This window comes from Promicromonospora alba (assembly GCF_042654905.1).
GTDB lineage: Bacteria > Actinomycetota > Actinomycetes > Actinomycetales > Cellulomonadaceae > Promicromonospora > Promicromonospora alba.
This window is the reverse complement of sequence record NZ_JBHSFI010000004.1, coordinates 656,388-674,378: the sequence shown is the minus strand read 5'-3', so window position 1 is coordinate 674,378 and position 17,991 is coordinate 656,388. Positions and strand designations below refer to the sequence as shown.

The 17,991-nt window shown below is 72.0% G+C and carries 15 protein-coding genes; 10 read left to right on the top strand and 5 right to left on the bottom strand.

All coding sequences use genetic code 11. From position 1 onward, the window contains the following. Positions 1-29: 29 nt before the first annotated feature. Positions 30-512 (bottom strand): STAS domain-containing protein, encoded by a 483-nt coding sequence (locus ACFO6V_RS13990; RefSeq protein WP_377136322.1) that lies wholly within the window; start codon positions 510-512, stop codon positions 30-32. 258 nt (positions 513-770) lie between these two features. On the opposite strand from ACFO6V_RS13990, the gene ACFO6V_RS13985 reads away from it, so the two are divergent. Beyond that, positions 771-3,125 carry a SpoIIE family protein phosphatase gene (locus ACFO6V_RS13985; RefSeq protein ID WP_377136321.1) on the top strand — a complete coding sequence of 785 codons (2,355 nt, stop codon included), beginning with the start codon at positions 771-773 and terminating at the stop codon, positions 3,123-3,125. Between the two features lie 120 nt (positions 3,126-3,245). Here the strand turns inward: ACFO6V_RS13985 and ACFO6V_RS13980 are convergent, their stop codons facing one another. After that, complete coding sequence (locus ACFO6V_RS13980) at positions 3,246-3,650, bottom strand: STAS domain-containing protein (RefSeq protein WP_357503776.1); 405 nt, start codon at positions 3,648-3,650, stop codon at positions 3,246-3,248. A 131-nt stretch (positions 3,651-3,781) separates the two neighbouring features. Between ACFO6V_RS13980 and ACFO6V_RS13975 the strand changes: the two genes are divergently transcribed. The 3 genes from ACFO6V_RS13975 (at position 3,782) to purD (ending at position 6,914) form a co-directional block, all read left to right on the top strand. Continuing rightward, the gene (locus ACFO6V_RS13975; protein ID WP_377136320.1) at positions 3,782-4,225 is read left to right on the top strand and encodes a DUF3151 domain-containing protein; all 444 of its coding nucleotides are present in this window, start codon (positions 3,782-3,784) and stop codon (positions 4,223-4,225) included. A gap of 75 nt (positions 4,226-4,300) precedes the next feature. Continuing rightward, positions 4,301-5,593 carry an adenylosuccinate synthase gene (locus ACFO6V_RS13970; RefSeq protein WP_377136319.1) on the top strand — a complete coding sequence of 431 codons (1,293 nt, stop codon included), beginning with the start codon at positions 4,301-4,303 and terminating at the stop codon, positions 5,591-5,593. A gap of 34 nt (positions 5,594-5,627) precedes the next feature. Further along, a complete protein-coding gene (purD, locus tag ACFO6V_RS13965; protein WP_377136318.1) occupies positions 5,628-6,914 on the top strand; it encodes a phosphoribosylamine--glycine ligase in 1,287 nt (428 codons plus the stop codon). Between the two features lie 84 nt (positions 6,915-6,998). On the opposite strand, the gene ACFO6V_RS13960 is transcribed toward purD, so the two are convergent. After that, complete coding sequence (locus tag ACFO6V_RS13960) at positions 6,999-8,420, bottom strand: ricin-type beta-trefoil lectin domain protein (RefSeq protein ID WP_377136317.1); 1,422 nt, start codon at positions 8,418-8,420, stop codon at positions 6,999-7,001. Between the two features lie 158 nt (positions 8,421-8,578). Continuing rightward, entirely contained in the window at positions 8,579-10,867 is a 2,289-nt protein-coding gene (locus tag ACFO6V_RS13955) for a substrate-binding domain-containing protein (protein ID WP_377136316.1), read from the bottom strand. A 63-nt stretch (positions 10,868-10,930) separates the two neighbouring features. On the opposite strand from ACFO6V_RS13955, the gene ACFO6V_RS13950 reads away from it, so the two are divergent. The 6 genes from ACFO6V_RS13950 (at position 10,931) to ACFO6V_RS13925 (ending at position 17,127) form a co-directional block, all read left to right on the top strand. Next, a complete protein-coding gene (locus tag ACFO6V_RS13950; RefSeq protein WP_377136315.1) occupies positions 10,931-12,043 on the top strand; it encodes a LacI family DNA-binding transcriptional regulator in 1,113 nt (370 codons plus the stop codon). Between the two features lie 143 nt (positions 12,044-12,186). Continuing rightward, on the top strand, positions 12,187-13,827 hold the full coding sequence (locus ACFO6V_RS13945) for a glycoside hydrolase family 6 protein (protein ID WP_377136314.1): 1,641 nt from the start codon (positions 12,187-12,189) through the stop codon (positions 13,825-13,827). A gap of 191 nt (positions 13,828-14,018) precedes the next feature. Then, positions 14,019-14,777, top strand: coding sequence for an alpha/beta hydrolase family protein (locus ACFO6V_RS13940; protein ID WP_377136313.1), 759 nt, complete (start codon positions 14,019-14,021; stop codon positions 14,775-14,777). Between the two features lie 104 nt (positions 14,778-14,881). Next, positions 14,882-15,178, top strand: a complete 297-nt coding sequence (gene purS, locus ACFO6V_RS13935; RefSeq protein WP_275002074.1) for a phosphoribosylformylglycinamidine synthase subunit PurS — start codon at positions 14,882-14,884, stop codon at positions 15,176-15,178. Further along, the gene (gene purQ, locus ACFO6V_RS13930) at positions 15,178-15,927 is read left to right on the top strand and encodes a phosphoribosylformylglycinamidine synthase subunit PurQ (RefSeq protein WP_377136312.1); all 750 of its coding nucleotides are present in this window, start codon (positions 15,178-15,180) and stop codon (positions 15,925-15,927) included. The genes purS and purQ overlap by 1 nt, the downstream gene beginning before the upstream one ends. A gap of 27 nt (positions 15,928-15,954) precedes the next feature. Further along, a complete protein-coding gene (locus ACFO6V_RS13925) occupies positions 15,955-17,127 on the top strand; it encodes a GNAT family N-acetyltransferase (RefSeq protein ID WP_377136310.1) in 1,173 nt (390 codons plus the stop codon). Between the two features lie 21 nt (positions 17,128-17,148). Here ACFO6V_RS13925 and ACFO6V_RS13920 read toward each other — a convergent pair whose 3' ends face one another. After that, positions 17,149-17,937: an MBL fold metallo-hydrolase gene (locus ACFO6V_RS13920; RefSeq protein WP_377136614.1), complete on the bottom strand. Its 789-nt coding sequence runs from the start codon at positions 17,935-17,937 to the stop codon at positions 17,149-17,151. Between the last annotated feature and the right edge of the window lie 54 nt (positions 17,938-17,991).

The following is a 17,991-nucleotide window of genomic DNA, read 5'->3' as shown; positions in this document are numbered from 1 at the left end:
CAGTTGTGACGCCCCATGGAGGGCGGGGGTCAGGAAGCGGGCGGGCCGCCTACACCTGCCGGGGCCGGCGCGTCGCCGGACGGCGGTGGGCCTGTCGGGTCCTCGTCGTCCAGCTCGAAGCCCGGGTCCTCGTCCACGATGTCGAGGAGGTCGCCGATCCGGGTCACCTCCAGCAGGAAGCGCACCGTCGGCGGCGCGCGCAGCACGCGTACCCGGTGCGGGCTGCGGCTCGCGAGGCGCGCGAGGAACGCGACGCCTGAGGAGTCCATGAAGGTCACGTGGTGCGCGTCGATCTCGACCGGGAGACGTGACTCCTCGGCCGCGGCAGTGGCCTCGTGCAGATCACCGCCGATATCGGCGTCGATCTCCCCGGAGAGGACGATCCGCGCACGCGAGCGGCCCACTATGACGTGGATACTGGCGGGGTCGCCGATCTCGGGGGTCTTATGGCCGGGGTCCTGGGGGCTCCCGCCCTGCGGACCGCGCGGGGGGTCGTAAGTTCCGTCCTGCACGGTTCTCCTTCCGGGAGCAGTGGTCGTGGCGCTGTGTCGGTCCGATGATAGAGGTTGAGGTTCAGATCTCGGACCGTCCCAATCTACGGTTGAATGTCCTGCTGGAACAGCACCTCGAGCAAGAGATACCGTTGGGAGGGCATTTTGACCGATTCATCCGGTCTAACACCGTCCTCTCCGCCGCCGCGGCACCCCGGCCTTTCCGTATTCGGCCTCGGTCCGACTCAGGACGGGACAACGAACGGTAGAACCAACGGCGTGTCGAACGGAACGTCTGACGGAAACGGCTTCGACGCCGGCCTGCCCGCGACGCCCGCCGCCGCGAGCGTGCCCCCGAGCGTCCCGTCGAACCCGCCCTTCGGCGCCTACCGGACGTCCGGCGCGGAGCCGCGCAGGCACGCACCGAGCACCGGCATCCCGCGCACCCTGCCGCCGTCGATCGGCGACGTGGTCCTGCGCGCCGCGGTCAACGTGGGTATCCCCGTGTTCCTCACCGGGCCCACCGAGGACGGCATGCCGATGCTGTGGGCGAACAGTGCCTTCGAGCACTACGCGGGCGTGCGGTTCAGCGACTTCGCGGGATACACGGTGCGTCGCCTGGGCGAGATGCTCGTCGAACCGCAGGACCTCGAGCGCATGACCGAGCTGGTGAACGCGGGCCAGGAGGTGCACGCGACCGTGAAGTCCCACCTGCGTGGCGGCACGCACGGCTGGGCCCAGCTGACGCTCACCCCTGCCCGCGCGGGCCACAGCGACCGCATCACCCACTGGATCGGGTTCAGCGTCGACGTCTCCGACCACATGGAGCAGCACGCGGCCCAGCTCGCGAGCCTCGAGGTCGAGCGGCAGCAGCGCGAGGACCTCGACCTCATCGCGCAGACCACCGAGATCCTTACCGACCTCGAGTACCCGTACGCCCTGCGCGACATCGCGGAGCTGCTCCAGTCGATGGTGCGCTGGGCGGGCTTCTACGTGAACGACGACGGCCTCAAGCACGCAGCGGGCATCGACGTCGCGGCGCCTCCCAGCGGCCGCGGACGCCGGCACGCGCGGTACATCGAGGGCGACAACATCGCGGACAAGTCCCTGCGCCGCCGCCCGTCCGTCGACGCCCTCGGCGACTCCGTGACCACCGGTCCCATGCCCATCCTTGAGGTCGTCGACTCGGTCCAGGACGTGCTCGACGGCGTGCTCGACGGCCCCGTCACGCTGCACCTGGACATCCCGCACGCGCCGCACTCGGCGTCGGGGTGGCTGCAGCGCGACCTCACGCTGCGCCTCGCCGACGAGCTCGGCAAGGCGCCCGACTCGGTGGTGGTGCACCCCGTCGCCGGACGGCGGGACGTGCTCGGGCTGGTCGTCATCGTCCCGGACGAGGACGAGCCCGGCGACTACGTCGAGGCCGACGAGCCGGACACGCTGCGCACCGTCGTGGAGGTCGTCGCCCGCCGCGCGGGCAGCGCCATCGACAACGCCCGCATGTACGCGCGCGAGCACCGCCTCGCCGAGACCCTGCAGCGCGCGATGCTCCCCGAGCAGGCGGACGTCGCCGGGCTCGACGTGTGGACCTACTACGCCCCCAACGCGGAGCACGCGCAGGTGGGCGGCGACTGGTACGACGTGCTGCAGATCTCGCCGGAGCTCGTGGGCCTGGTGATCGGCGACGTCGTGGGGCACGACGTCGAGGCGGCCGCGACCATGGGCCAGCTGCGTTCCGTGGTGCGCTCGTACGCGTTCGAGCTGTCGACGCCGAGCCGCGTGCTCGAACGGGTCGACCAGCTGGTGGCGGGCATGGGCATACCGCGCTCGGCAAGCATGGTGTACGCCTCTCTGAAGCGCGAGGACGAGCCGGACGTCTGGACCATCGGCTACTCGCGTGCGGGCCACCTGCCGCCCCTCCTGCTGCGTGCCGGGCAGGTGATCAAGCTGGACGAGGGCGGCGGCGCGCTCGTCGGCTTCGGGTCGCGCGAGCGGACCACCGGCGAGGCGCGCCTCCAGCCCGGCGACACGCTGCTGTTCTACACGGACGGCCTCATCGAGCGGCGCGACCGGTCCCTGCGGCTGGGCCTCGAGGCGCTGTTGGAGACGGCGTCGGCCATCACGGCGCGCGACGCCGCGGGCGTGGGCGAGGAGCTGCTCTCCCGCCTGGCCGACGCGCCGGAGGACGACGTCGCGATCGTCGTGGTGCGGATCCCCGACCCGACCGGCGACGCCGGCGAGACGGCCCTGTCACCGCGGTGGCGGCGCTGGATGCTGCCGAGCGAGCCGTCGTCGATCGGCCGGGCCCGGCACGCGGTGCTGCGCACCTGCCAGGCGTGGGGCATCGAGGAGTCGGCGCAGGCCGAGCTCGTCGTGTCGGAGCTGGTGGCGAACGGCGTGCTGCACGGCTGGGGGCACATCGCGCTGCGTCTGTACGACACGGGCGACGGCCTGCGGATCGAGGTCGAGGACAACAACCCGGCCCCGCCCGTGGCGACCGACGGGCACCCGAACCGCCTGGGCGGCTTTGGCATGCAGATAGTGGACCGCCTCGCCGAGTGGGGCTGGCGCCCATCGGGCAGCGGCAAGCTGGTCTGGGCGAAGCTCCGCCGCCAGCCCACCCCGCCCAAATAACTGACCCCACCGGTGATCTGTCGAAGTAGAGCGCCTGTCCGAGAACGCGGGAGTAGGCCCCGCATTCTCGGACAGGCGCTCTACTTCGACAGATCACCGTGGGGTGAGGTGGATAACGTTTTATGCAGTCGAGACGTCGCGGTGGGACAACGGGGAGCCGTCGTCGTCCCGCGATGTCATCACCGCAAACCCCGAGTCGGGAGCCGAGGGCTCGCACGAGTGCTCGTCGTCGATCCGGAAGAGCTCCATCGCCCCGCACACCTCGAGCACGAACAGGTCGCGCTCGTCGGCCCCGCGGATCACTGTCGCGCCGCCCCGCTTGCGGCCGGCGTCGGCCAGCGAGATGAGGAACGCGGCACCTGTCGAGTCCATGAACGTGACGCGGCACATGTCGATCACGAGCAGCTGTCGGCGCAGGCCGACGACGCGCGCTGCGATCTCCGGGAACTGGTCTCGTTCGGCGAGGTCGAGGTCGCCGGCGATCACGAGCGTCGTCGTCGTGGGAGACGTCGCGATCTCGATCATGTGTCGAGCGTAACGACTGTTGCCCGATCGCACCGGATGAAAGGCAAAATTCACCGTCTTGGCCGCCGCGGAGGGCAATCCGGTGCGGCCTGGTTTGTCCATCGGTGGCCAGGAGATGTGAGGATCTGAGCATGAGCACCCACGACAACCTCCTGCAGGGCCCGGCCCCCACCCTGCTTCCCGACGACTTCCCGGCCGCCCGTGAGCGCCTGACCAGCGGCGACGACCCTGTCGACGTGGCAGCGGAGGCTCCGGCGTCGTCCCTTGTCTGGGCGGTACTGGCGGAGGGTGCGATCGCGACGGGCAGCGCCTCCGGCAACGTCGAGGCCTACGCGTACGCCCGGACGGGCTACCACCGCGGCCTCGACGTGCTGCGTCGGGCCGGCTGGCGCGGGCAGGGCCCGATCCCGGCGAGCCACGTGCCGAACCAGGGCTTTCTCCGTGCGCTTCTCGCGCTCTCCGAGGCGGCCCACCTCATCGGCGAGGAGGACGAGGCGGAGCGCTGCGCGAAGTTCCTGGTCGACTCCGGCACGTCTGTGGACGAGGTACGCGCCCTCGCGTCCACCACGAAGTAGACTCGGGCGCGGCCCGCGGGCGCCGTCGTGGCGCACGACGCGGGCGACCCAAGCAATCCGAGAAGGTGGAGATCCATGCCAGGCGTCGTGCTCGTCGGGGCCCAGTGGGGCGATGAGGGCAAGGGAAAGGCGACGGACCTCCTGGGCTCCCGCGTCGATTACGTGGTCAAGTTCAACGGTGGGAACAACGCAGGGCACACGGTCGTCATCGACGACGAGAAGTATGCGCTGCACCTCCTGCCGTCCGGGATCCTGTCGCCGGGTGTCGTGCCGGTCATCGCCAACGGCGTGGTGGTCGACATCGAGGTCCTGTTCCAGGAGCTCGACGCGCTGATCGCGCGCGGCGTGGACGTGTCCAGGCTGCTCGTGTCGGGCAGCGCGCACATCATCGCCCCGTACCACCGCACCATCGACAAGGTGACCGAGCGGTTCCTCGGCAAGCGCCGCATCGGCACCACCGGCCGGGGGATCGGTCCGGCGTACGCCGACAAGATCAACCGCGTCGGCATCCGCATGTGGGACCTGTTCGACGAGAAGATCCTGCGCGCCAAGATCGAGGGCTCGCTCGACCAGAAGAACCACCTGCTCGTGAAGATCTACAACCGGCGCGCCATCACCGTGGACGAGACGCTCGACGAGCTGCTCCAGTACGCCGAGCGCCTGCGGCCCATGGTCACGGACACCGCGGTCGAGCTGGACAAGGCCATCCAGGCGGGCAAGACCGTCCTGTTCGAGGCCGGCCAGGCGACCATGCTCGACATCGACCACGGCACCTACCCGTTCGTCACGTCGTCCAGCGCGACGGCGGGCGGCGCGGTGACCGGATCCGGCGTCGGGCCCACGCGGATCGACTCGGTGATCGGCGTCATCAAGGCCTACACGACGCGCGTGGGCGAGGGCCCGTTCCCGACGGAGCTGTTCGACGCGAACGGCGAGTACCTCCTCAAGCAGGGCGGCGAGTACGGCGTGACCACCGGCCGGGCGCGGCGCTGCGGCTGGTACGACTCGGTCATCGCCCGGTACGCGACGCGCGTCAACGGTCTCACCGACATGGTGCTCACCAAGCTCGACATCCTGACGGGCTTCGAGAAGGTCCCGGTCTGCGTGGCCTACGACGTCGACGGCGTCCGCCACGACGAGATGCCCACCGACCAGACGGCGTTCCACCACGCGAAGCCGATCTACGAGGAGCTCGACGGCTGGTGGGAGGACATCTCCAAGGCCCGCGCCTTCGAGGACCTGCCGCCGAACGCCCAGGCCTACGTGAAGGCGCTCGAGGAGATGTCGGGCACCCGGATCTCCGCGATCGGCGTCGGCCCCAAGCGCGACGAGATCATCCCCGTCCACGACCTCATCCACAGCCGCTGAGTCCGTAACCCCACCAAGAGAGCCCTCCGCCACAGTGAAGATCCTCGTCATCGGGACCGGCGCCCGCGAGCACGCCATCATCCACTCCCTGCACCGGGAGACCGCGTCCGGGTCCGCCGCCCACGAGCTGCACGCGGCGCCCGGCAACCCGGGTATCGCCGGGCTGGCCACGCTGCACAAGGTCGACCCGCTGGACGGGACGGCCGTGGCAGCGCTCGCCGAGCAGGTGGGCGCGGAGCTGGTCGTCGTCGGCCCCGAGGCGCCGCTGGTCGCGGGTGTCGCGGACTCCGTCCGGGCGGCCGGCATCCCGGTGTTCGGGCCGTCCGGCGAGGCCGCCCGGCTCGAGGGCTCCAAGTCGTTCGCCAAGGAGGTCATGGCCGCCGCGGGTGTGCCGACCGCCATGGCGCACGTGTGCACCGACGTCACGGAGCTCGCCGCCGCGCTGGACGCGTTCGGCGCCCCGCACGTGGTCAAGGACGACGGTCTGGCGGCGGGCAAGGGTGTAGTGGTCACCGACGACCGCGCTGCCGCGCTGGCCCACGGCGAGGCGTGCCTCGCGGGCGGGGGCACGGTGGTGGTCGAGGAGTACCTCGACGGACCCGAGGTCTCCCTGTTCTGCATCTCCGACGGCGCGAAGGTGGTCCCCCTGGTCCCCGCGCAGGACTTCAAGCGCGTCGGGAACGAGGACGAAGGTCTCAACACCGGCGGCATGGGGGCCTACAGCCCGCTGGACTGGGCGCCGCAGGGCCTCGTGGACGAGGTGATGGCGCGCGTCGCCCAGCCGACCGTCGACGAGATGGCACGGCGCGGCACGCCGTTCTCCGGCGTCCTGTACGTCGGGCTCGCGCTCACCAGCCGGGGCACGCGCGTCGTCGAGTTCAACGCGCGCTTCGGCGACCCGGAGACCCAGTCCGTGCTGGCCCGGCTCCTGACGCCGCTCTCGGAGGTCATGCTGGCGGCGGCCCTCGGCAGGCTCGCCGAGCTGGAGCCCCTCCGCTGGCGCCGGGAGGCCTCGGTGACGGTCGTCGTCGCGTCCGAGGGCTATCCCGAGCGCGCCCGGTCGGGCGACCCGGTCACGGGTATCGAGGATGCCGAGGCGCTCCCCGGCGTGCACGTGCTGCACGCGGGTACCGGCCTCTCCGAGACCGGCGAGCTGGTCAGCGCCGGCGGCCGCGTGCTGTCCGTCGTTGCCCTGGGTACCGACCTGGCCGACGCCCGGCGCCGGGCCTACGAGGGTGTCGCGAAGATCGACCTCAAGGGCTCGCACCACCGCACCGACATCGCGCTGAAGGCGGAACGCGGCGAGGTCACGGTTCCGTAGCAGGGCCGCGGGCCGTCGCAGGGCCGCGGGACCGGGCGGACGGCCACACCGGAGGTCCGGTGCGGCCGCCCGCGTCAGGCTCCGCTACGCCGTGCGGCTCCACTGCTGGGTGGTGGCCGTGGCGTCACAGGTCGCGAGCGCGAGATCCCAGGAGTCCGCCGGGGTGGCGAAGCACAGGGTCGGGTCGACGACGCTGCTGATCGTCGCGTCGGCGCCCAGCTCCCACTGCTGCTCGGGCGTGCCCGTGCAGTCGGCGATGGCGAGCTTGCCGCCGGCGGCGAGTGCACCGCTCGGCGCGACGCACATGTCGCCGTAGACCGTGAGCTGCCGGTCCGCGTTCCAGTCGAACGACTGGTTGCCGCCCCCGTTGCAGTGCCACAGGCCGAGCTGCGTGCCCGCCGTCGTCGAGAAGCCCGGCACGTCGACGCACACGTCGTGCTGGACGCTGACGAGCGGCTCACCCGGCGGTGCGGGCGGCAGGTCGTTCACGGCCTCCTTCTTGAGCAGTCGCCAGCCCCACTGGATCTGGGCCAGCCCGGAGGCGTTGGTGACCTCGAGGTCGCCGTCGCCGACGACCTCCGTCAGCGTGTAGGCGTCGCCCGTCCGGAGGCCGGGCCAGTAGACGATCCCGATGCCCTGGTCCCGTGCGACCTCGGTCAGCGCGCCGAGGTACGAGGTGTAGACGTCGCCCTCGTGGTTGCCGTAGTTGAGGCCTGTCGTCATCGGTGAGCCGGCCTCGCTGACGACCGTGCGCCACCCGTACTCGCCGAGGCGCGGGAGCAGGTTCGCCTTCCACTCGTCCTCGGTCGTGTGGTCGGCCCAGAACCCGTAGAAGTGCAGCGAGAGCAGCGTCCCCTTCAGCTCCCTGGCCGCGCCGACACCGGTGACGTCGTCGTTGTAGCCGGTCCCCGAGATGATGACGCGACGGCGGGGCACGTCGTCGTGGTCGTCCAGCCACCCGGAGGTCAGCTCCACCCACGCGTCGAGGGTGTAGCCGAACGGCTCGTTCATGGGCTCGAAGTACACCTTCGGGTTGCGCTCGTACTCCGCGACGACCGTGTCCCACATCGCGTCGAAGGCGGCGGGGTCGTCGGCCAGGCCGTCCTTGGCGCTGTCCGCCTCCCAGTAGCTGAGGATGACCTTGAACCCGTGGTCCGTGGCGGAGTCGATGGCGCCCTGGTACGAGTCCCACCACTCGGTGCCGACGCTCGACGGGTTGATCGGCAGCCGCACCGTGTTGGCGCGCGTCTCGTGCCGGAACTCGAGGAGGATGTCGGTCGCTTTCGCGTACGTCGTGGCGTAGTCGTCCTCCGTGCTCAGACCGGAGGGCACGACCTCGTCGTCCGCGTAGTTGTCGCGGGGGTCCGCCCAGTTGACCCCGCGGAACTCGCTGGTGCCGGACGGTCCGACCGAGGGGGCGGCGACAGCGGCACTGGGAACCACCGCCACCCCCGCTATGAGGAGGCCGGCGACCGCAAGGGCGCCGGTCCGGACTGCACGTGTCATGGGGGACTCCGATCTGGGGGCGCTTCGCTGCACCGCCGTCCGCGGCCCCGAGGCGGCTGCGCCGGTCCGAGGCCTATGTTGGCGCAAACATCGCACGTCGGTCCGCAGTTGCGCAAGGTCCCGCGCCCCTTGCGTGGCCGCTCCGCAGGTCAGTGGCCCTAGCTCGTCACCCCCCGGCGTTCCCGCACGGGCATGCCCGTGACGTCCATCAGGACGCCGATCATCCGCGCGCGGATGCCCGCGTCGTCGGTGACGGTGGTGGCGCGGCAGCGCACCCACATCTCGCGGCCGTCGGCGGCGAGCAGCCGGTGCTCCAGGTCGAGCGGCTCGGCTGCGCCCGCGAGCTGCCGGGCGATCGCGGTCTGGACGGTCCGCATGTCCTGGGGGTGCACCCGTCCGGTCCACTCCTCGATACCCGTGCACCTGGCGTCGTCGGGCAGGCCGACCAGGGCACGCCAGGTACGGGAGTAGAAGACCTCGCCGGTGGCGATGTCCCAGTCCCAGGTGCCCTCCAGCGCCACGTCCTGGACCAGCGCGTTGCGCTCGACCTCGGTGCGCAGGTCGAGCACCAGCGCCCGTTCCCGGTACGCGGCCTCCGCGAGCGCCGCCTGCTGCCGCTGCAGCGAGGTGAGGCGGTCCTCCCGGTCGAGTGCGACGGCGACCATCGCCGCCCAGTGGTCGTACTTGTCGCGGGAGCTGGTGGCATGGATGTCCACGCCGCCGCCGATCGCGAGCATTCCCCAGTCGCTCTGGTCGAAGGTCACGGGCACGACGAACACCACGCCCTCGCCGGCCAGTGCGGGGGGTGGGAACTTGCTCACCGGCACGTGGGTGCCCACCAGGGCGGTCGCCTTGCGGGAGGCCGCGGTGGTGCCGACTATCTCGAGCGTGCGCGCCCCGTTCACGGGGCCCGACGCTGGAGACGCGCCGGGTGCGGGCGCGCCCTCGGAGCTGGTCCACAGGGCGAGCGTGGCAGGGCCAGGGTGCCCGCGGGGGAGCCAGGTGAGGGCTCGGATTGCCCGGCCGTCGGCGTGCAGCAGGTCGAGGTCGAGCTCGTACTGCTCGGTGATCGTGCGTTCGAGCCGGCCGGACCGGGCCAGCAGGGTCTGCGTGCATCCGGCGCTGAAGGCGACGAGCACGTCCGTGGCGGTCTGGGTGACCGCGCGGGCACGGGCGGCGCGGCTGGGCGCGCGGGGTGCCTTCGGCGTGGGGTCGCCGCTCCCGCCGACGGCGCTCGGCCGCTCGCCGGGGGCTGCCGGCACCTCGCCCCGTCTGACCTGCTCGCGGAACTCCTCCTCGACCGACCGCAGTGCGGGGATCAGCTGCTCGATCGCCTCGGGGTGGGGCCGTAGCGCGCGTGTGCTCTCGGCGAGGCTGGTGAGCGTGGCCTGCGTGGGCGGCTGGCCCAGGGCTGCCGCGCTCCGGAACACGCGCTGCACGCCGCGCAGCCACGAGTCGAGGTCGGCGCCGGGTCCGAGACGTGCTTCCGCCCCGTCGAAGGTCGCGCGTGCCACCTCGCCGAGCCGCCGCCACGCCGTCGAACCGTCTTGAGCGGGCAGCCCCTCGACGAGCGCGCCCGTCCGCGCGTCGAGGCAGCCGCACGACTCGCGGGTCACGAGGGTCGAGCGCGACAGGTGCTGGCCCGCGACGCGTTCGCCCCGGATCCGGGCGAGCAGCAGCGAGACGGCGAGCTCCCCGACCTGGTCGTGGTGCGGGTCCACCGACGCGAGCCGGGGCCGCACGCGGGCCCCCGCCTCGGAGTGGTCGAACCCGACGATCGCCTGGTCACCCGGGAGCGACAGGCCCTGGGCCTGCAGCGCGCGGGAGAACCCGATCGCGTTGCGGTCCGTCGCGGCGAACGTCGCCGTCGTCGGCAACCCCGGACCGCCCACGACGGCCTGCGCGACGGTGGCGGCGCTCGCCTCCTGGTTGTCGGCGGTGCGGTAGAGCCACTCGGGCCGGGGCGTGATGCCGTGCGCGAGCAGCGTGGCGCGGTAGGCGTCGTGGCGCTGGACGATGTCGGCCTGCCGCAGGCTGCCGAGGAACCCGATCTGCCGGTGTCCGTGCGCGATGAGATGTTCGACGGCGGCGCGCGTGCCGCCCTCGTTGTCCGGGGTCACCACCGGGGCGTCGATGCTGGTGGTGCGCCCGCTGATCAGCACGACGGGCGTGCCGTCCTCCTCGATCTGGAGCAGGGTCGCCTCGTTCACGGCCGAGGTGATGACGATGACGCCGTCGACCTGGCCGAGGCTCACGGACGCCGTACCCGGTGGCCGGTCCGGGAACTGCTCGCGTTCCAGGTCCGCCGGGTAGGTCTGCACCGCCACCACGCGGTGACCGTCCGGCCGGACGGTGCGTGCGATCCCGGCGAGCACCCGGCCGAAGTAGTAGCCGCCGACCACCGGGGACAGCACCCCGATCACATACCTGCGCTTTCCGATAAACATGCAAATACACCCGTCTTCGTTGACGTTGTGCAAAATTCACCCGAGGGTGCATGCTACGTGGTTATGGTCCCAACGTCGCGACCGAATGATCCTGAACTGTCAGAATTTTCGACTCATCGGCGCCGACCGACAATTGTTGACGTCGCCAGAGCCGCCGGCGTGTCCACGGCGGTCGTCTCGTACACCCTGAACGGGCGCAGCGGGGTGTCCCCGACGACCCGTGAACGCGTGCTCCGGGTCGCGGACGAGCTCGGCTGGCGCCCCGCCACGGCCGCCCGCTCGCTCCGCATCGGCCCGGCGGCGGCCGCCCTCGTCGTGGTGCACGACCAGCCCTTCGGCACCCGTGCGGCGTTCCCGCTCGACCTTGTGGCGGGCGCGCTCCAGACCCTCGGCCCGGAGACGCTCACCCTCGCGGTGCACGTCGCGAAGTCGCCGGCGGACGCCGCCCAGCTCATGGACCGCTGGTGGACCGAGCGCCGCTACGCGGCCTTCGTCGTCACCGGCGTCCGGAAGGACGACGCCCGGCTCGCCGCCCTGCGCACCCTCCCCGCGCCGACGGTGGTGGTGGGTGCTGTCGCCGACGGCGCCCCCGCCACCTGGCAGCATGTCGTGCTGGACGACGGCGATGCCTTCGCGCAGGTGGGTGTCTTCCTCGCCGAGCTGGGGCACCGGCGGATCGCGATGGTCGCCGGGTCCGAGCACCTTCTCGCGCCGGTCCGCCGTGCCGCCGCCCTGGAGGCGTCTCTCGTGCGGTACGGCATCGAGCTGCGCACGGTAGCGGGCGACGGCCCCGAGCGGGCGTCGGCGGCGCTGCGCCCCCTGCTCTCGGCGAGCGACCGCCCCACGGCGATCGTGACCGACGACGACGCGACGGCCGGACTGGTGCTGGACGTCGCCCGGCGGCTGGGGCTCGGCGTGCCGTGGGACCTGTCGGTGGTGGCCGGGACCGACTCGCCGGCGTGCTACCTGACGACGCCGTCGCTCACCGCGGTGCCGTACCCCGTCGAGGAGCTCGGCCGGGCCGCCGGCTGGGCCCTGCGCGCGGCGCTCGGCACCGCCGTGTCCCGGCGGGCAGTGGGGGTGGACCCGACGGAGGGCGAGGCACCGCCGTCGGGCACCGTGCCGGTGGGCAGGCTCGTCGTGCGCGGCTCGACCGCGCCTCCGGCCGGCGACTAATCGTTTAAGGCGGTTCTGCCGGAGCCTAACGGTAGGCAAAGTAGCGACATGCCACGGCGGAACGAGCCGCCGCGGTGCGCGTGTCGCCATCCGGCCTCCAGTGCCGGTGCGGGACGCGCTCGGTACGGCCAACGGAGGTCACCGTGTCTACAGCACAACGCCGCACGCGCGGCACGTCCGCACTCAGATCCCGCCCACGCAGGTCCCGCACCGTGGCGGCGGCAGCAGTGGGTGCACTCCTCGCAGCTCCCGCACTGGTAGCCGGGAGTGCGCCGGCCGTCGCGCTCGAGGACAACCCGTTCGTCGGGGCTGAGCAGTACGTCAACCCGGACTGGGCGGACCTGGTCGAGACGGCCGCCGGCCAGGTCGGCAACGCAGGCGTCGCCGCCGACATGCTGGCGATCGCCGACGAGCCGACGTCGGTCTGGATGGACCGGATAGCCGCGATCGCGGGCACCGAACGCCAGCACGGCCTGGAGTGGCACCTCGACCAGGCGGATGCCCAGTCCGGTGGCTCGCCCTTCGTGTTCAACGTGGTCATCTACGACCTGCCGGGCCGCGACTGCCACGCCCTCGCCTCGAACGGTGAGCTGCCGGCCACCGCGGCAGGGATGCAGCGGTACAAGACCGAGTACATCGACCCGATCGCCGCGCTGCTGAACCAGCCGGAGTACGAGAACCTGCGGATCGTCGCCACGATCGAGCCGGACTCGCTCCCCAACCTCGTGACCAACCAGTCCGACGCCGACTGCGCGGCCTCGGCGCCGTACTACCGCGAGGGCGTGCAGTACGCCCTGACCGAGCTGTACGAGGTCGGCAACGTGTACTCGTACATCGACGCCGGCCACTCGGGCTGGCTCGGCTGGCCGAACAACTCCAGCGGTGCCGCGCAGGAGTTCGCCAACGTCATCGAGGCCGGCACCTACGGCTGGAGCGCTGTCTCCGGGTTCATCACCAACACGGCGAACACCACGCCGCTCGAGGAGCCGTTCCTGCCGAACCCTGAGCTCCAGGTCGGCGGCAGCCCGATCAAGTCGGCCGGCTGGTTCGAGTGGAACCCGGACTTCGACGAGACCGACTGGACGGCCCACCTCTACGACCTGATGGTCGCGCAGGGCGCACCGGCGAGCATCGGCATGCTGATCGACACCGGCCGCAACGGCTGGGGCGGCTCGGCCCGTCCGACGGCGGTCAGCACGTCCACCGACCGCAACACCTACGTGAACCAGTCCAAGGTGGACCGCCGCAACCACCGCGGCGCCTGGTGCAACCCGTCGGGCGCGGGGATCGGTGAGCGGCCGACCGTCACGCCGTCGGGCTACCCCGAGTCCCACCTCGACGCCTACGTCTGGGTGAAGCCCCCGGGTGAGTCGGACGGCGCCTCGACCGAGATCCCGAACGACGAGGGCAAGCGGCTCGACCGGATGTGCGACCCGACCTACCAGTCCAGCGAGCTGGGCGGGAACCTCACGGGCGCTCTGGCGGGCGCGCCGCTGTCGGGCCACTGGTTCCAGGCCCAGTTCGAGATGCTGGTCGCCAACGCGTACCCGGCCATCAACCCGACCGACCCGACGGACCCGACGGACCCGACGGACCCGACCGACCCGACCGACCCGCCGGTCGAGGTGTGCACGGCGGCGGCCTGGAGCGCGTCGGCCGTCTACGTGGGCGGGAACACGGTGTCGCACGCCGGGCACGAGTGGCGCGCCAAGTGGTGGACGCAGGGCCAGACACCGGGCACCACCGGCGAGTGGGGAGTGTGGCAGGACCTGGGCGCCTGCTGAGCTGAGCTGTCAGACGCTCCCGCAGTTGTCAGACCCCCAGGTCACTCGGGTGACCTGGGGGTCTGACACGTGCGCACGCGTCTGACACGTGCACCGGTCGAGCCTGCCGAGACCGTCTCGCTGCGTGTCGGCGTCATCTCCACGAAACTCGGGTGACGTTAATATCGCCGCCTGTCGACAGGGGAGTTGTCGTGGCTGAGCGCGTCACGTTCGAGAGCACCACGGGGCCGCGCCTCGCGGGCATCGTCGATCTGCCCGAGGGCGAGGTGCGCGGCTGGGGGGTGTTCTCCCACGGGTTCACGCTGGGCAAGGACTCACCGGCCGCCGCCCGGATCTGCAAGCAGCTCGCGGTCGAGGGCATCGGGATGCTCCGGTTCGACAACCTGGGCCTGGGCGACTCCGAGGGCGACTGGGGTGACGGCTCGTTCACGCACAAGGTCGCCGACACCGTGCAGGCCGCGCGGTTCATGGAGGACCAGGGGCGGCCGGTCCACCTGCTGGTGGGTCACTCGTTCGGCGGCGCGGCAGTGATCGCGGCCGCCGGGGAGGTCCCCGGCGTGCAGGCGGTCGCGACGATCGGCGCACCGGTCCAGCCGCGGCACGCCGAGCACAACTACGACGCCGTCCTGGGCCGCGTCTTCGACGACGGGCACGCCCAGTGGATGGTGGGCGGGCGTGCGCTGACGCTCAAAAGGCACTTCGTGGAGGACGTCCGGCGGGCCGAGCTGCGCTCGAAGATCCGCGAGATGGGCTCACCGCTGCTGGTCATGCACTCGCCCACCGACAGCACCGTCGACATCTCGAACGCGGGAGAGATCTTCCGGGAGGCGCGGCACCCGCGCTCGTTCGTGTCGCTGGAGGGCGCGGACCACCTGCTCACGGCGCCGGGCCAGGCCAAGCGCGCGGCCCGCATCATCAGCGCCTGGGCGGACCAGTACCTGACGGTCTGACGGCGCGGCGCAGGTCACTGCCCCTGGGCGGCGAGGCGCCCTGGCGCACAAGTAGACTCTCCCCGGAATCCCCATCGCCTTTCGCCAGTCAGCTAGGAGCTTTCGTGGGACGCGTTGTCGTCGAGGTCATGCCCAAGCCCGAGATCCTGGACCCCCAGGGCAAGGCTGTGGTCGGAGCGCTGCCGCGCCTCGGCTTCACCCAGTTCTCCGGTGTGCGTCAGGGCAAGCGGTTCGAGCTCGAGGTGGACGGTGAGGTGACGCCCGAGATCCTCGCGGCCGCTCAGGAAGCCGCAGCCACCCTGCTGTCCAACCCGGTGATCGAGGACGTGGTCTCCGTCACCGAGGCCACGGAGGACGCCGACGTCGCCGGTGAGGCGAGCGGCGCGCCGGTGAGCGCCTGATGTCGGCGACCGAGCCGACGTCGGCCGCCACGCCGATGCCCGGGATCGAGGACGCCCGCATCGGCGTCATCACGTTCCCCGGCACGCTCGACGACCGTGACGCGGCGCGCGCCATCCGCCTGGCCGGTGCTGAAGCTGTGTCCCTGTGGCACGCGGACGCGTCGCTGCAGGACGTCGACGCCGTGGTGCTGCCCGGCGGCTTCTCCTACGGCGACTACCTGCGCGCGGGTGCGATCAGCCGGTTCGCGCCGGCGATGGCCGCGGTGGTCGACGCCGCCAACGGCGGCATGCCGGTGCTCGGCATCTGCAACGGCTTCCAGGTCCTGACCGAGGCGCACCTGCTGCCGGGCTCGATGGTCAAGAACGACCACCTGCACTTCGTGTGCCGGGAGCAGTCGCTGGTCGTCGAGAACGCGCGCACGGCCTGGACCAACGAGTTCCGCCGCGGGCAGCAGATCAAGATCCCGCTGAAGAACCAGGACGGCCAGTTCGTCGCGGACGAGCGCACGCTCGACGAGCTCGAGGGTGAGGGCCGCGTCGTGTTCCGCTACGACGGCTGGAACCCGAACGGCTCCCGCCGCGACATCGCGGGCATCACCAACGACCGCGGCAACGTGGTGGGGCTCATGCCGCACCCCGAGCACGCGGTCGAGGCGGGCTTCGGCCCGGCGTCCGCCGAGGGGCCGCGCGCCGGCGTCGACGGGCTGACGTTCTTCACGTCGGTGCTGTCCTCGCTGGTCCACGCGTGACCGTCGGTCCGGTCCGGGCAGGCGCGCATGACCGCTGAGGTCCTCACGGGGATCAGCGTCGAGAACGTCGGCTGGGACCACGGCGAGGCCGTCCGGCTGCGCGCCGAGCAGCAGCGTGAGATCGACGCGCGGTACGCGCAGCCGGGCACGCCCCCGGTGACGTCCGGGCCGGACCCGCGGGACCAGGTGGATCCCTCGATAGTGTTCGCGACCCTGCTGCTGCGGGTCGACGGCGAGCCCGCCGGGCATGCCGCGATGCGCGACCTGTCGGGCCGCGACGACCACCAGGGCGGCCTACACCCGGACGGGACCGCCGAGGTCAAGCGCGTGTACGTGGCGCCGGACTTCCGCGGTCGCGGGCTGTCCCGCACCCTGATGACCGCGGCGGAGGACGTGGCCCGCGCCGCGGGCGTGCGGCACCTGATCCTGGAGAGCGGGCTCATGCAGCCCGAGTCGCTGGGGCTGTACCTGCGGCTGGGCTACGACCCGGTCGAGCCGTTCGGCGTGTTCGCGGACGAGCCCGACTCACGGTGCTTCGGCAAGTGGCTGGTGTCCGGGTCTCGACAGGCTCGACCGACGGAAGACGTCGAGCCGCGTCCGGTGGTCGAGCCCTCTTCGCTGGACGAGCTCGTCGAGACCCCGGAGATCCGCGAGGTGCCCTGGGACCACCCTGACGCCGCAGCCCTGCGCCGCGGCATGTGGGCCTTTCACCAGGAGCGCTACCCCGAGCTCGTGCGCGACGTCGAGGCACGCGGCGGGTACGACATCTTTGACGCCGAGCGAGGGCGCGACGCGCGGGCGACCTTCCTGGCGACGCTAGACGGGCAGCCGGTGGGCTGCGCGACGCTCGCGGCGGCGCAGGTGGGACCGGCCCACCTCACGACGGATCCGCTGATCGGTTATGCCGGGCTCGCGCAGTCGGGTGTCGGCTCCGGCGCCGAGGACCCGCGCGGCTTCGAGATGCGGAGTGTGTTCGTCGACCCGTCCGCCAGGCGGGCGGGCGTCGCGAAGGCTCTGGTCCGGCAGATCGAGGAGAGTGCCCGACGCCGGGGCGGGCTCGCGCTGTACCTCGTGACGGGCGTCCGGCAGCCCGAGGCGCTGCGGCTCTACGTGAAGCTCGGCTACCGGCCGGTGCTGCCGTTCCCGCCGCACGCCGCCGCGGACGACCCGCTGCTCCTCTTCCTGGGCAAGTCCCTCTGACCCTGCACGCTCGGGCGGGGCTCACCGCCCCCGGAGATACTCCAGCTGCGCCCGCACCGACGAGCGGGCCGCGATCAGGACGGACGGGTCGACGTCGGAGTAGACGGCGCCGGTCACCGCGTCCAGGAGTGTGTCCGGCAGCGGTGACCCGGCGCCGGGCAGCTCCGCCCCGAGGCCCGTGAGCGCTGACCGCACCTGCTCCAGCCGTTCCAGGCGGTGCGCGCGGTACGCCTGCACCGCCGAGCCGAGGTCCTGGATCACCGGCCCGTGCCCGGGCAGGCCGAGGACCGGCCCTGGCAGGTCCAGCGCGCTCAGCCCGTCCAGCGAGCGCAGGTAGTCGCGCAGCGAGCCGTCCGGCTCGGCCAGCACGGTGGTCCCGTGGCCCAGCACCGTGTCGCCGGTGAGCACCACGGACGACGACCCGTCCGACACCACGAAGCACACCGAGTCCGCGGTGTGGCCGGGCGTGGCCAGCACCTCGATGCGCAGACCGGCGACGTCCAGCACCTCGCCGTCGGCCAGCGGGTCGACACGCCCACCGCCGCCGCCACTGACGCTGAACTCAGGCAGCCCACCCCGCGACGGCGCCCCGGTCAGCTCCCGGAACCGGGCCAGCCCGCCCGTGTGGTCGGGATGCCTGTGGGTCACGAGCGCCAGCTCCACCGGGCCGGCCCCGGCCAGCGCGGCGAGGTGCGGCTCCAGCGCCGGGCCCGGGTCCACGACCACACAGCTCGACGAGCCGGGCGCGCGCAACACGTACGACCGGGTGCCGTCGAGGGTCATCGGGCCGGGGTTGTCGGCGCGCAGCATCCACACGAAGGGGGCAACGAAGTCCACCGCATCACCTTATCCAGTGGTCAACAG

Excerpts from the sequence above, each read along its gene's own strand:
- ACFO6V_RS13980 (WP_357503776.1), bottom strand. The coding sequence starts at position 3,650 with ATGATCGAGATCGCGACGTCTCCCACGACGACGACGCTCGTGATCGCC.
- ACFO6V_RS13975 (WP_377136320.1), top strand. The coding sequence starts at position 3,782 with ATGAGCACCCACGACAACCTCCTGCAGGGCCCGGCCCCCACCCTGCTT.
- ACFO6V_RS13970 (WP_377136319.1), top strand. The coding sequence starts at position 4,301 with ATGCCAGGCGTCGTGCTCGTCGGGGCCCAGTGGGGCGATGAGGGCAAG.
- ACFO6V_RS13960 (WP_377136317.1), bottom strand. The coding sequence starts at position 8,420 with ATGACACGTGCAGTCCGGACCGGCGCCCTTGCGGTCGCCGGCCTCCTC.
- ACFO6V_RS13955 (WP_377136316.1), bottom strand. The coding sequence starts at position 10,867 with ATGTTTATCGGAAAGCGCAGGTATGTGATCGGGGTGCTGTCCCCGGTG.
- ACFO6V_RS13950 (WP_377136315.1), top strand. The coding sequence starts at position 10,931 with ATGGTCCCAACGTCGCGACCGAATGATCCTGAACTGTCAGAATTTTCG.
- purQ (WP_377136312.1), top strand. The coding sequence starts at position 15,178 with ATGTCGGCGACCGAGCCGACGTCGGCCGCCACGCCGATGCCCGGGATC.
- ACFO6V_RS13925 (WP_377136310.1), top strand. The coding sequence starts at position 15,955 with ATGACCGCTGAGGTCCTCACGGGGATCAGCGTCGAGAACGTCGGCTGG.
- ACFO6V_RS13920 (WP_377136614.1), bottom strand. The coding sequence starts at position 17,937 with ATGCTGCGCGCCGACAACCCCGGCCCGATGACCCTCGACGGCACCCGG.